This is a genomic window from Nonomuraea sp. NPDC050680 (genome assembly GCF_040654555.1).
In the GTDB taxonomy this organism is placed as follows: Bacteria; Actinomycetota; Actinomycetes; order Streptosporangiales; family Streptosporangiaceae; genus Nonomuraea.
The window spans coordinates 91,564-104,996 of the sequence record NZ_JBFAIF010000028.1; the positions used below are offsets into that span (position 1 = coordinate 91,564).

At 71.2% G+C, this 13,433-nt stretch carries 9 protein-coding genes; 2 read left to right on the plus strand and 7 right to left on the minus strand.

The genetic code is table 11. From position 1 onward, the window contains the following. Positions 1-12: 12 nt before the first annotated feature. Both AB0H88_RS47115 and AB0H88_RS47120 read right to left on the minus strand, forming a co-directional pair. Positions 13-2,943: a pyridoxamine 5'-phosphate oxidase family protein gene (locus AB0H88_RS47115; RefSeq protein ID WP_357656039.1), complete on the minus strand. Its 2,931-nt coding sequence runs from the start codon at positions 2,941-2,943 to the stop codon at positions 13-15. After that, entirely contained in the window at positions 2,940-3,089 is a 150-nt protein-coding gene (locus tag AB0H88_RS47120) for a hypothetical protein (RefSeq protein WP_357656041.1), read from the minus strand. The genes AB0H88_RS47115 and AB0H88_RS47120 overlap by 4 nt, the downstream gene beginning before the upstream one ends. A gap of 231 nt (positions 3,090-3,320) precedes the next feature. Here AB0H88_RS47120 and AB0H88_RS47125 point away from each other — a divergent pair, with 231 nt between their 5' ends. After that, positions 3,321-4,304: a nitroreductase family protein gene (locus AB0H88_RS47125; protein WP_357656043.1), complete on the plus strand. Its 984-nt coding sequence runs from the start codon at positions 3,321-3,323 to the stop codon at positions 4,302-4,304. Positions 4,305-4,345: 41 nt separating this feature from the next. Here AB0H88_RS47125 and AB0H88_RS47130 read toward each other — a convergent pair whose 3' ends face one another. The 5 genes from AB0H88_RS47130 to AB0H88_RS47150 all read right to left on the minus strand — a co-directional run bounded on the left by AB0H88_RS47130 (position 4,346) and on the right by AB0H88_RS47150 (position 13,145). Beyond that, a complete protein-coding gene (locus tag AB0H88_RS47130; protein WP_357656044.1) occupies positions 4,346-5,248 on the minus strand; it encodes a universal stress protein in 903 nt (300 codons plus the stop codon). 103 nt (positions 5,249-5,351) lie between these two features. After that, positions 5,352-8,036 carry a formate dehydrogenase subunit alpha gene (fdhF, locus tag AB0H88_RS47135; RefSeq protein WP_357656046.1) on the minus strand — a complete coding sequence of 895 codons (2,685 nt, stop codon included), beginning with the start codon at positions 8,034-8,036 and terminating at the stop codon, positions 5,352-5,354. Beyond that, complete coding sequence (locus AB0H88_RS47140; RefSeq protein WP_357656048.1) at positions 8,033-9,709, minus strand: NAD(P)H-dependent oxidoreductase subunit E; 1,677 nt, start codon at positions 9,707-9,709, stop codon at positions 8,033-8,035. Before AB0H88_RS47140 ends, fdhF begins: the two co-directional genes overlap by 4 nt. Before the next feature lie 51 nt (positions 9,710-9,760). Next, positions 9,761-12,328 carry a cation-transporting P-type ATPase gene (locus AB0H88_RS47145; protein ID WP_357656050.1) on the minus strand — a complete coding sequence of 856 codons (2,568 nt, stop codon included), beginning with the start codon at positions 12,326-12,328 and terminating at the stop codon, positions 9,761-9,763. Positions 12,329-12,395: 67 nt separating this feature from the next. Continuing rightward, complete coding sequence (locus AB0H88_RS47150; protein ID WP_357656052.1) at positions 12,396-13,145, minus strand: HAD-IA family hydrolase; 750 nt, start codon at positions 13,143-13,145, stop codon at positions 12,396-12,398. 129 nt (positions 13,146-13,274) lie between these two features. Between AB0H88_RS47150 and AB0H88_RS47155 the strand changes: the two genes are divergently transcribed. Continuing rightward, positions 13,275-13,433 (plus strand): universal stress protein (locus AB0H88_RS47155; protein WP_357656053.1); only part of this gene is annotated, 159 nt, incomplete at its 3' end.

Here is a 13,433-nt window from a genome sequence, read left to right on the forward strand (position 1 = left end):
GGAGCATGACCGTCAAAGGTGATGGATGCGGCGGCCCGTGATCTGGTGCGGGACGATGCGGATGTACAGGTGCCGTTCGCCGCCCGCCCAAGGGGTGACGCCGGAATCGGTGACCTCCGGCAGTTCGTCGGGGGATAGGTGGTGGGCGGGACCCTGGATGAGGACGCTCCATCCCTCGCGCTGGGCGTCGTCGATCCGGTCCACTTCGAACCCGACCTTGATCTCCACGCCTTCCGCGCCGGTGCGCAGGTCCTGGTCCATGGGGCCGCCTGGCGCGGTGCGGAAGACGATGGAGCCGTGGTGGAGTCTGTAGTTGACGGGCAGCACGGTCGGGCCGTGGGAGCCGTTGAACGCCACCCGGCCGATGCCGCCGGGCTCGATCAGCTTGAGGCATTCTTCGGGGTCCAGGCTCTCCAGCGTCGGAGCCGCCTTGGCGCGGCCGCGGCCGGGCGGCCGATCGACGCCTCCGCCGAGGAGGTCGTCGATGGTGGTCTCCAACGCTCCGGCCAGGCGGTACATGGTTTCTGTGGTGGGTGTGCCGGGGCGTTCCTCCAGGTACTGGAGGTAGCCGGGTGACATCTCCGCGCGTTCGGCGACCTGGTCGAGGGTCAGACCGAGTCGCACGCGGTGATAGGTGATGCGACGTCCGAGGTCGCCGGTGTTCGTCATGATGGTTTCTCCTTGCCCCCTGGTGAAAGGTTCGCTGGAAAAGGTCAGTCTCGCCACGCCGTTGACGCGGGCCTGCCGATGATCGGCGTCGATGAAGAGCTGATGTCCGCGGAAGCGGATCGGCAGTGACAGGACGCCGAGCCGGTCGGGCAGGAGCGGGTTGAGGTGCAGGCCGTCGCGCCGCGCTTCCAGGCCCAGATAGCAGCGCTGCAGCAGGTCGAGGGTGCCGGCCATGGCGCCGAGGTGGATGCCCTCCGCGGTGGTGCCGCCTTGGATGTCGTTGATGTCGCCGAACAGCGCCTCGGCGAAGAACTGCCAGGAGCGGGCCCGGTCGGAGCGGGAGAGTACCCAGGCGTGTACGACGGCGCTGAGGGTGGAGCCGTGGCTGGTGCGGCCGAGGTAGTAGCCGATCATGCGGGGGATCAGGTCCGGCGTGGCCGGGTAGCCGAGCCGGTCCAGGATCTCCATCAGTTCGTCGGAGGTGAGCAGGTAGCACAGCATCAGCGTGTCGGCCTGTTTGGCCGCCTTGTAGCGGTTGATGTCGTCGCCGTCGGCTTCGAGCGCGCGGTCGAGGCGGCGCACGCCGCGGTAGCGTGCCCAGTCCAGTTCCAGCAGGTCAGGGTAGCCGGTGAACTGGCTGATCACGCCGTCGTGGAAGTCGACCCGCATGCGGCGGGTGATGTCGTCCCAGCGGGCTCGTTCCTGTGCGGAGGCCGCGAGTTCGGGCAACAGGTCCAGGGTGTCTCGGGCGCGCGACAGGAGCCACACGGTCATGATGTTGGTGTAGGAGTTGTTGGCCAGGCCGGGCGAGGAGGCGCCCGGGTAGCGCTCGTGGTACTCGTCGGGTCCCATGACGCCGCGGATCTCATACCGTCCCGATGCGGGGTCGAGCACGGCCAGTGAGGCGAAGAACCTGGCGATCTCGATCAGCAGTTCGGCGCACCACGGCGGCATGAAGCCGGTCGCCAGGTAGTACTGCCACACGTTGTAGGCGATGGCCAGCCCGATGTGCCGCTGCAGATGGGACACGTCCGGCAGCCAGCGTCCCGAGACGGGATTGAGGTGCAGCGTCTGGGTCTCCTCGCGCCCGTCGCTACCGCTCTGCCAGGGGAACATCGCCCCGTCATATCCGGCCTCCCGGGCCGCGGCCCTGGCTTCGGGCAGGCGCCGCCACCGGTAGCGCAGCAGGCTGAGCGAGATCTCGGGGAAGCGCAGGTTCAGCCAGGGCAGCACGAACAGCTCGTCCCAGAACACGTGCCCGCGATAAGCCTCGCCGTGCAACCCGCGGGCGGGTACGCCCACGTCCAGGTCCACGGTGTGCGGGGAGAGAGTCTGGAGCAAGTGGAAGATGTGCAGGTGAACGATCTGCGCGAGCTCCGGGCCGGCCACCTCCAGCCGGGCATCCCGCCACAAGCGCTCCCAGGCCGCTACATGCCGGGCGAGCAGCTCGTCGAACCGCGGAGCCCGCCGTACGGCACGGATCGCCGCGGATCGGGCGTCGTGGACGGCGGAGTCGCGCGAGGTCACCAAGGCCACGGTCTTGGTCAGCGTGGCGGATTCGCCCCGCGCGAGGTCGAGCACGTGGTGGGTGCCGATCCGGTCCCCTTCGCGGATCACCTCGTGGGAGAGGGAGTCGGTGTCGGTACGGCAGGCGAGCGCCACGGTGATCTGGGAGGAGCGGGTGGTGGCGGTCAGCCAGGCCAGGCCGTTCTGGTCGCCGGTGTCATGGCCGGTGAGGTGGTCGCCGCGCAGCTCGCGGTAGCGGGCCACGCCGCTGTTGGTCACCCGGCCGTCCAGCTCCGCGCGCACGCGCAGCGGGCCGGACCAGCTCTCGGCGGTGAAGGTGGTCTCCAAGGCGGCCAGACGCGGGTCGGCCATGGAGACCAGGCGGCGTTGCCGTACCGCGGTGACGCGGCCCGACTCATCGCGCCAGCGCAGCGCCCGGTGCAGGATCCCCTGGCGCATGTCGAGCTCCTGGCGGTAGTCCAGCAGGTCGGCCCGCTCGGGGCGGAACCACGCCGAACCGGGGGCGGCGAAGGTGACCGGCAGCCAGTCGGGCAGGTTGACCAGATCCTCGTTGGTCACCGTCCGCCCAGCGACGGTGGAGTCCAGGCGGTCGTAGCAACCCGCTACATAGGTGCCCGGTGTCCGCAGCTCACCGTCAGGGGTCGCGCCGCGCGTGGCGAAACGGCCGTTGCCCAGCGTGCACAGGGCCTCACGCAACCCCTCGGAAGCCGGATCGAAACCCTCGTAGGACAGGACCCATGGGTTCATGGCCGACTCGCGAGGACGCGGCCGGTGACGGCCGGGCTGCTCATGACCTCGCGTACGAGCATGACTACCTGGCCTCCCACGTGGGTTCCCCCGGTGACCGTGACGACCTTGGCGGTCACCACGTCGGCGACGGTCCTGCGCTTCACGGGTCGGCCCTTCTCGTCGGCTGTTGTCCTACCTTCAGCACAGCCGCGCGGTGGCGTGCCTGGTAGGGCCGTAAGTCCCGGCGGCGATGGTCGTTGGTCAGCGCGGGCGGCGCGGCAGCCGGGCGCGGGGCGCGCCTTGGGCCCGATGCCTCTAACAGGGCAGGACCTTCGGCCCTGCCCGGCCGCCTTCCCGATGTGATGCGCTGGGGTCATCACTGATCGGAGGCTGTCATGGTCGCTACGGCACAGCATGGGGAGCAGGCCATCCAGGCGGCGTTGCAGGCCGCTCGCTGGGCCCCTTCGGTGCACAACACGCAGCCCTGGTCCTTCGGCGTGCACGGTGATGAGATCAGTTTGCGGGCCGACACCGCCAGGAAGCTGCTCGTCGGCGACAGCGCCGGCAGGGAGTTGCTGATCAGTTGCGGGGCCGCCCTTTTCACCATCCGTACGGCACTGCGATGTGCGGGTTTTGAGCCGTCCGTCCGTGTGCTGCCGGACCCGGACCGTCCCTCGCTGCTGGCCACGATCAGGCTGGGAACGGAGGTGGCGGCCGACGAGAACACGCGGGCGCTCGGCGTGGAGATCGAGCGGCGCCGCACCCATCGGGCCGGGTTCACCGACCTGCCCGTGCCCGAACGGCTGGTCGAAGGGCTGGTCAAGGACGCGAGGTGCGAGGGGGCCAGGCTGACGCCGGTCGGCTCGCCCGCCGCGGTGGGTGTCATCGCGGCGCTCACTCAGGCGGCGCAGGCGGCGCAGTCCCAGGACCGGGTGCTCAGCCTGGAGGTGATCCGCTGGGCCCGGCCGCCGGGCAGCGCCCGCAAGGACGGCGTGCCGGCCGAGGGCTACCCGCGCCAGGCGGCCCGGACCGACCCGCACTTCCCGCAGCGCGACTACGCCTGGCGCCACGACTGGGGCAGCGATGCCGACCAGAGTGCTTCCACGGCCACCGGAGTCGTGGCTCTGCTCACCACTCCGGGCGACACCCGGGAGGAATGGATCGCGACGGGACAAGCACTGCAGAGCGTCCTTCTGCACGCCTCCGCGTACGGTGTCAGCGCCGCCTTCCACACCCAGGCGCTGGAGATGTACCACCTGCGCGAGTTCCTCAGGCAGGAGCTGTGCTCGCAGGAGTACCCGCAGATGATCATGCGGTTGGGGATCACCTTCGACGACAAGGAATCCGTCCGGCGCCCGCTGCCCGACGTGCTGGCATGAGAGCCGGGGTCGCGGTAGGCCGGGCACCACGCCGCGGCGGTTCATCCCGGTGGGAACAGCGGTCTCAGATTGGCGGTGGGGATCACCGCGACCGGGCACCAGGCTTCGAGCAGCGCGGTCTGGGTGACCGGTCCCAGCAGAAGGCAGGCGGGTGACTCGTTTCCCCGGGTGCCGAGCACGAGAAGCGTGGCGTCCTTGGCCGAGTCGATCAGCGCTCGCTGGGGCCGCTCGCTCACGAAGTCCGTCCTGACCGGTACGTCGGGGTGCCGGCGAGCCAGCTGGGATGCGACCTCATGGAAGCGGGCCTCCGCTCCCTTGCGCAGCGCGTGCGAATCCACGAAGGGAAGCGGCTCCTGCCACGACGATGATCGGCAATCTCCCCAGCAGCACAGGGCCGTCACGGTGCCGCCACGCAGCGCGGCCTCGTCCAGAGCGAAATCGAAGGCCGCCAGGCTCGCGGGGGAGCCGTCGATGCCGACCACGACCCGGACGTCCTGGCCGCTCGGCTGCGGGAGGGGCCGTACGACGACGACCGGCCTGACACTGTGCGCGGGCACCTGCACGGCGGCCGACCCCACCTGCAGGCCATCGAACCCGCCCCGCCCGCGAGAGCCGAGCACGGTCATCTCCGCCTCGCGGGTGGCCTCCAGGAGCACGGCCGAGGGCGTACCTCTTCCCAGCAGCGGCTGGGCATCCACGTCCGGAGCCAGGGCTCGGGCACGGCGGACGCCATCGTCCACGACGCCGAGGGCGACTTGCTCGATCTGCGTGAGGATCTCCTGTGCGACGGGCCTGAGCGCATAGGGCCAGTGCAAAGCATGGCAGACCAGTACAGGGAGCCCACGTAGCCGCGCCTCTTCGACCGCCCAGCGCAGCGCCTCATGGCTCTCAGGCGAATCGTCGTAGCCGACCAGAATGGGCCGACCAGCGTATCGATCGCTCACCACCGCCTCCTGGAACAGGAATTTCCCGCTCCATGCGCCATTCCCCCCAGCCGATGAGATGAGACCCACCGGAGATGAAACTCTTGGCCCTGTCTCGCTTGCCTTAGTCCGGCGTGGACGGCGCCGTCAGTCGCACGGCGGTGACCTTGTATTCGGGGCACGACGTCACGGCGTCACCCCAACCGGAGGTGAGGGTGTTGACGCCGCCTGCGGGGAAGTGGAAGGCGCAGAAGACCTGGCCCGGCGCCATATCGTCGGTGGTGCGGGTGACCAGCCTGGCCTGGCCGTGGCGGCTCTCCACCACGACGGGGTCGCCGTCGCGCAGGCCGTGGCGGGCCGCGTCGGCGGGGTGGACGTCGAGCCTGTCCACGGGGTCGAGCCGGAGATTGTCCGTGCGCCGGGTCATGCCGCCGGAGTTGTAGTGCGCCCAGCGCCGTCCCGTGACCAGCACCAGAGGATAACGGTCGTCAGGCCGCTCGCCCGGCGGCAGATAGGGCGCGGCGTTGAGCTGAGCACGACCGTCGGGCGTGGCGAAGCGTTCCCGGTAGAGGGTGGCCTCCCCCGGCCGGTCGGGGTCCGGGCACGGCCACGCGACAGCGCCTTCACGGTCGAGGCGCTCATGAGACAGCCCCGCGAAGACGGGAGCGATGCGGCCGCACTCTGCCAGCGCCTGCGCCGGTGTAGGACATCCCAGATCGGCGCCGAGCACCGCGGCGAGTGCGTGGACGACCTCGAAATCGGTGATCGCCGCTCCCGGCGGGTCGAGGGCGGCTCGCACCCTTTGGAAGCGACGGTCGAAGTTGACGAAGGTGCCCTCCTTCTCCAGCCAGGAGGCGACCGGGAGCACGACGTCGGCCCTGCGGGCGGTCTCGGACAGGAACAGCTCGTTGCAGACGACGAGCGGGCAGCCCTCCAGCGCCTGGATGACGTGCGTGCTGTCCGGGTCGGTGGCGCACACGTCTTCGCCGATGACCCACAGCGCCCGCAACTCCCCGGCGCGGGCGGCGCCGAACATCTCGGGGATGCGCAGTCCGGGTCGCCGCGGGACCGGCCTACCCCACACGCGCTCGGCTCGGGCACGAGCGGCGGGGTCGGTGACCTTCCCGTACCCGGGCAGGAGATCCGGGAGCGCGCCCATGTCGGAGGCGCCCTGGACGTTGTTCTGGCCGCGCAGTGGGTTCACGCCGAAGCCGCGGTCGGTCCCGACCGCTCCGCGCAGGATCGCCAGGTTGGCCAGGGTGCGCACCCCGTCGGTGCCGTGCAGGTGTTCGGTGACGCCCAGTCCGTAGATGATCGCCGGTCGTTCCGCCCGTCCGAAGAGCCGGGCGGCGGCGACGATGTCCTCGGCCGGGACGCCGGTGATCTCGGCCGCCCGCCGGGGGGAGTAGCCCGCCAGCAGCGCGGTGAGCTCAGGCAGGCCGGTGGCTCGGCGGCGCAGGAACTCCTCATCGATCAGGCCCTCGACGAGCAGCACGTGGGCCAGCCCGTGGAAGAGGGCGACGTTGGTACCGGGCCGGGGCCGCAGGTGAACGTCGGCGTTGCGGGCCAGACCGACCACCCGGGGGTCCGCCACGACCAGCCGTGCCCCGCGCAGGACCCGCTGGAGCAGACGTGCGCCGACCACCGGATGCGCCTCGACGGGGTTGGCGCCCACCACCAGCAGGCAGTCGGCGCTCTCCACGTCGTCGAAGCAGTCGGTGCCGCCGGACAGGCCGAACGTCGCGGTCAATCCGGCGGCTGATGGGGCATGGCACAGCCTGGAGCAGTTGTCGACGTTGTTGGTGCCGATCACGACGCGCATGAACTTCTGGATCAGGTAGTTCTCTTCGTTGGTCGCTCGGGCCGAGGAGATCGCCGCCACCGAGTCGGGGCCACCCGCGGCGACCGCGGCGCGGAGCCCTCGGGCGAGGTGTTCGAGAGCGTCGTGCCAGCTCACCGGCTCCAGCCGACCGGCGCGGCGCAGCAGCGGCCGGGTGAGGCGCTCGGGCGAGCGCAGGAAGCCGTGCGCGAAGCGGCCCTTGACGCACGCGTGCCCGTGATTGACCGGGCCGTCGTGATCGGGCAGCACCGCGATCACCTCGCCGTCGCGGGTGAGCACGTCCAGCGAGCAGCCCACCCCGCAGTAGCCACACGTGGTGCGGGTAGGTTTCGGCTCCGGTGTCCTGCCACCGATGGGCAGGCCAGGCTCGGTGAGTGCTCCGGTGGGGCAGGTGTCGACGCAGCCGCCGCAGGCGACGCAATCGGAGTCCGCCCACGATCCGCCGGTGCCGGGCGCGACCACCGTGTCGGCACCCCGCCCGACCAGGGTAAGGGCGAAAGTGCCCTGGACCTCTGCGCACATCCGCACACACCGGCCGCAGGCGATGCACAGATCCCGGTCCAGGTGGACGTAGGGATGGCTGTCATCGCGTCCCCGGCCGCCGAGTCCTTGGGCGGCCCGCGGCGCGATCCCGAGCGAGTGACAGACCCGGGCCAGTTCGCCGCCGCCGGCCTCACCGTCAAGAGCGTAGGACGGCAGAGCCGAGACGATCAGCTCGACCGCCTCGCGGCGCAGCGTCCGCAGATCGTCGGCCGCGACCTCGATCAGGGCGCCGTCGGTGGCCGGGGTCACGCACGCGGCCACCACCTTTCCGCCGGATCTCACCAGGCACGTACGGCAGGAGCCAACCGGGGTCAGCCGGTCATCGCTGCACAACGTGGGCACCTCGCCGCCTACCGCGCGCACAGCATCGAGCACCGAGGCGCCATCGGCCACGTGAGTGGTCACACCGTCGACCTGAACCCTCACCGGTCCCACCCCGCCAGCCGGTTGCCGTAGGCGCGGGCGAGGCTGCGTACCGCCGCCGGCACTCGCCGCCCGAAGGCGCACAGGCTGGCCGCACCCATGACCCGGAGCAGCCGCGCGTACTCCTCACCTGGCGGTGCGCCGGTCCGGACGATCTCCAAGCCTCGGCGGGACCCGACCCGGCACGGCGAGCAGGCCCCGCAGCTCTCCGCGGCGGCGAACTCCCAGACGTGCCGCAGCACCTGCTCGGGTTCGACGTGCTGGTCGAAGGCGACCAGCCCGGCATGACCGAGCGCCGCGCCGCGGCCGGCCAGGTCTGCCTCCGACAGCGGCACGTCGAGCTGGTCGGCGGCGAGAAAGCCGCCCAGAGGCCCGCCGATCTGAACGACGGTCAAATCCGAGCCCGCGCGCAGGCCGCCGCCCAGCTCGGCGACGATCCTGAGCACCGGCATGCCCAGCTCGACCTCGTAGCAGCCAGGCCGGGCGAAGCGCTCCGACAGGCAGACCAGCTTCGTGCCGGTCTCCGACGGTGTACCGCGTGCGGCGTAGGCGTCCCCGCCGCGAGCGACGATCCACGGGACCGCGGCCAGCGTCTCGACGTTGTTCACCACTGTCGGGACATCCCACAGCCCCCGCCGCGTCGGGTACGGCGGACGCGGCCGGGCACAACCGCGCCCCCCTTCCAGCCCGGCGACAAGGGCGGTCTCCTCACCCGCGACATAAGAACCCGAGCCCTCGACCACCTCGACATCGAGATCGACATCAGTGCCATGGACGCGCCGCCCCAGATGCCCGCCGGCGCGTGCCTGCTCGACCGCGACCCGCATCCGGGCCAGCGCGCGCGGATACTCCGACCGGACCAGAATCACGCCACGGCGGCTCCCGCACGCGAAACACGCCAGCGCCAGCCCCTCCAGGACCCGTCCCGGATCAGCCTCCATCAACAGCCGGTCGGCGTAGGAGCCCGGATCACCCTCATCGCCATTGGCCACCACCACAGTGTCAGGCGAACCGCCCGCGGCGGCCCACTTGGCGGCCACCGGAAACCCGGCTCCTCCGCGCCCGCGCAGGCCGGAGGCCGACACCTCGGCAAGGACCTGCTCAGGCGTGCGCGTCCGCACGATGCCGGGCCACACCTGCCAGGCGTCCGCTCCCTCGACGACACCGGCCAGTAGCACGGGAGCGCCGGTGGCATCGACGGCCGGTATCGGGGGAGCATGAGGTTCCGCGCGGCCGGAGAGCTGGTCGGCGAGCGTCGGGCCGGTACACGGGGTGTCGCCGTCGAGACAAGCAGGGCCCGCGTAGCAGTAGCCAAGACACCGGACGCCCTGCAGCGAGACCTCCCCGTCCGCATCGACCTGGTCTGCCCGAACGCCGAGCACTCCCTCCACCTCGGACAGATGCCGGCCCGCCCGGGCGGCGAAACATGCTGCGGCGGTACAGATCCGCACATGACGGCGACCGTGCGGAGCCGCCAGATCGGCGTAGAAACTGGCCGGCCCGAGCCCCGCCGCCGCCGGCAGGCCGAACCGTTCGGCGACCTCAGGCGCCCACACCTCGGCAGGCCCCTGCCCGGCCTTCGCCGCCTCGGACAAAGACTCCAGCAGCCGAACGCCCGGACGCCCACGACGCTCAGCCAGGGCACGGAAAGCGTCGAATCGGCTGCCTGACCCCATGTTCCCCATCATGTCCCCCCGCCCGTGATCGTCGCACGCAGGCGCTGGTCATCATTGGGCAAGCTCACGCCCACGATGACCAGCCGCGTCACCGTGATGATCAGGTGGCGCGCCGACGGAGGGGTGCAGGATCCGATCAAGCCGGACGGCGGCGTAGCCGAGGGCGGACAGCGCGGTGACGATCAACAGGTCGCCCGGGGGCAGCGGCTCGGTGCCGAGCAGCTCGCGCAGCGGCGGCACGTACAGGCCGGCGAGCTGCAGGGCGAACGCACCGGCGACGGCGAGCAGCAGCATGGGGTTGGCCAGCGAGCCGGGCCTGGTGCGGGAACCGAGTGCGACGCCGAGTTGGGTGGCGCCAAGCGCGAAAAAGGCCATGCTCTGCCACGGACGCCCCGTCTGGTGGGCCCAGACGGCGACGCCCAGGGTGACGGCGGTCAGTACGACGGCGATCCGGATCACGCGCTGCCACAGCCCGGCGCCCAGGATGCTCTGGCTGGGCGGCCGTGGTGGGGTGGTCATGGCTCCGGGTATGGTCGGCTCGCCGCCGAGGGCCACGCCCGGCAGCCCATGCGTGAGCAGGTTGATCCACAGGATCTGCGCGGGAAGCAGGGGAAGCGCGAGGCCGGCGAAAGGTCCCAGCAGCATCACCGCGATCTCGGCGGCTCCGCCCGAGAGGCCGTAGACCAGGAACCGGCGAATGTTGGCGTAGACCCGGCGGCCCTCCTCGACAGCCGCGACAACGGTGTCCAGGTTGTCGTCGGCGAGCACGAGGTCGGCGGCCTGGCGGGCGACTTCGGTGCCGCGTTTGCCCATGGCCACGCCGATGTCGGCGCGTCGTAGCGCCGGTCCGTCGTTGACGCCGTCACCCGTCATGGCGAGGGTCTCGCCGCGATCCCGCAGCCCCTCGATGATCTCGAGCTTCTGTTCCGGGGTGGCACGCGCGTACACTCCGGCCCCGGCCTGATCGGGTGCTCCGGGATCCCGGCAGTCCACGACCGGGTCGCCGGCCGCGATGATGCCCAGCTCGGTGGCGACGGCTCGGGCGGTCCCGGGGTGATCGCCGGTGATCAGGAGCGGTCTGATACCGGCCTGCTTGCAGGCGGCGATCGCGGCGGACGCCGTCGGACGCGGCGGATCCAGGATCGCGACCAGTCCGAGCAGCGACAAGCCGCTCTCCAGCGTCGTCTCTGGAACGGTGTCCAGGTCGGCGCTCGCCACCGCCAGCACCCGATATCCCGCCTGGGCGAGTTGCTCGGCCCGTTCGGCCGCGCGGGCCAGCAGCGCCGGGTCGTCGATCAGGACAGGGGAGCGAAGCAGCGCTTCGGGTGCCCCCTTGCAGATCACCCGGCTGCCTCCGCCGGGCAGGCGGTGCCCGGTGGTCATCCGCTTGCGTTCACTGTCGAACGGACGCTCGGCGACGCGCGGGAAACGCCCCTGCAGTTCCTTGCGGTCCAGGCCGAGCTTGGCGGCGGCGGCGAGCAAGGCCGCCTCGGTCGGGTCGCCCAGCGCCGTCCACTCCTCGTCGATGTCCTGCGGCGGCGACAGCCGCGCGTCATTGCACAGTACGGTCGCCGTCAGCAGGTCGCTGAGGCTCGCTCCGTCGAGGGAGTCGTCGACCACGACCTCGCCGTCGGGCGCGTATCCGGAGCCGGTGATCGTGGCCTCCCCCGTGGGGGTCCAGAGGTGCCGGGTGACCATCCGGCCCTCGGTGAGAGTCCCGGTCTTGTCGGTGGCGAGCACCGTCACCGAGCCCAGCGTCTCCACGGCGGGCAGCCTGCGTACGAGCGCGTGGCGCGCGGCCATCCGGCGAGCTCCCAAGGCCAGGCTCAAGGTCACGACGGCGGGCAGCGACTCGGGCACGGCCGCGACCACCAGACTGATCGCGGTCACCACCATCAGCTCGATCGGTTGCCCGCGGACCAGCCCCAGGGCCAGCACCACCGCGGACAGCAACACCGTGACGCCGGCCAGCAGGCGGCCCACTCCCATCAGCCGCTGTTGCAACGGCGTCAGAGCGGCTCCCTTGACCATCATGGACGCGATACGGCCGCTCGCGCTGGCCGCTCCGACGGCCGTGACCACCGCCCGGCCACGCCCTCGCACCACGACGGTGCCCGAGGAGACCGGATCGCCGTCGGCCTTGTCCACCGGCGCCGACTCGCCGGTCAGGGACGACTCGTCGATGAGCAGGGCCGCCGACTCCACCACCCTGGCGTCGGCCACGATGATGTCGCCTTCGGCCAGCACCAGCAGATCTTCCACGACGACATCGGCTGCCGGAACCCGCACCTGGGACCCGTCGCGGATCACCCGGGCCACCGGGGCCGTGAGCTGTGACAATGCCGTGATGGCCCGGTCGGCGCGGATCTCCTGCGCGACCCCGACGGAGGTGTTGACCACGACCACGAGCAGGATGACGGCGGTGTCGCTCCAGTCGCCCGTGACGATGGTCAACGCCGCCGCCACGAGCAGGACGACGATCAGCGGATCGCGAAGCTGGGCGAGCACCCGCCGCCACAACGGAACGGGCGGCTTCTGCGGGAGCAGGTTGGCCCCGTCCCGCTCCAGACGCACGGCCGCCTCCGCGGACGACAACCCAGAGGGTGCGGGAATCACCATGTCTTCCTCTCTGACCTTGTTGTCGTCCGGTCTACCGCATCGGAAGCCGGAGGAGCCGGAAGGCATGTCAACGCGGTAGGACACGGGCGCGGCCGGTGACGGCCAGCTCGGCCAGGTCCGTCACCACGACGTCCGCTCCGGCGCGGCGCATGGCGGCCGCCTGCGAGCCCGTCCGGTCCACCCCGACGACCAGGGCGAAGGCACCTCTGCGTCCGGCTACGACACCGGGCAGCGCGTCTTCCACGATCGCCACCTCGCCCGCTGGAAGCTCCAAACGCTGGGCGGCCTCCAGGAACAACGCCGGGTCAGGCTTTCCCGGCAGGCCCAGCCGGGCGGCCTCGGCGCCGTCGACCAGCACATCGAACAGGTGCCTCAGGCCCGCCGAGGCGATCACCGCGCGGCAGTTCCTGCTCGCCGACACCACGGCGGTACGGCACCCGCGTCGCCGCAACTCCTGCAGCAAGGCGACGGTCGAGGGGAAGGCGGCCACCCCATGCTCGGTGATCTCCTGGACGAACAGCGCGTCCTTGGCCAGACCGAGCCCGTGTACGGTCGGCGCGCCCGGCTCGTCCTGCGGCCCGCCTTCGGGCAGGGAGATACCACGGGAGGCCAGGAAGGTGCGGACCCCGTCCAGGCGCGATCGGCCGTCGACGTAGCGCAGGTAGTCGGCACGGATGTCGAACGGGGTGGAACGGCCGTGCAGGAAGGCGTCGAACACGTGCTTCCACGCGGACGCGTGCACGCGAGCGGTGTCGGTGACCACACCGTCGGTGTCGAAGACGACGGCACGGAGCCCGGTCAGGTCGATGGCTGCCATGCCACCGAGGCTACGCACCCTCTCACGTGGGCAAACAGGGTCCTTCGGGTCCTGTCCGACGGACTTCCGGCCCTATGGCGACGCCCCCGCGAGCGGGTCCGATGGAGAGGTGACGAAGGAGGAGAGATCATGATCATAGTAGGGGTGGATGGCTCGACGACCGCGCGGGCCGCGGTGGAGTGGGCGGTCAACGACGCCTTCCGGATGAGAGAGCCGCTGCGGATCGTGCACGCCGTGGACCGCTCGCCGTACCAGATCGGCAAGTTCCCCAACGCCGCGCTGCCCGAC

Excerpts from the sequence above, each read along its gene's own strand:
- AB0H88_RS47115 (WP_357656039.1), bottom strand. The coding sequence starts at position 2,943 with ATGAACCCATGGGTCCTGTCCTACGAGGGTTTCGATCCGGCTTCCGAG.
- AB0H88_RS47125 (WP_357656043.1), top strand. The coding sequence starts at position 3,321 with ATGGTCGCTACGGCACAGCATGGGGAGCAGGCCATCCAGGCGGCGTTG.
- AB0H88_RS47140 (WP_357656048.1), bottom strand. The coding sequence starts at position 9,709 with ATGGGGTCAGGCAGCCGATTCGACGCTTTCCGTGCCCTGGCTGAGCGT.
- AB0H88_RS47145 (WP_357656050.1), bottom strand. The coding sequence starts at position 12,328 with ATGGTGATTCCCGCACCCTCTGGGTTGTCGTCCGCGGAGGCGGCCGTG.
- AB0H88_RS47150 (WP_357656052.1), bottom strand. The coding sequence starts at position 13,145 with ATGGCAGCCATCGACCTGACCGGGCTCCGTGCCGTCGTCTTCGACACC.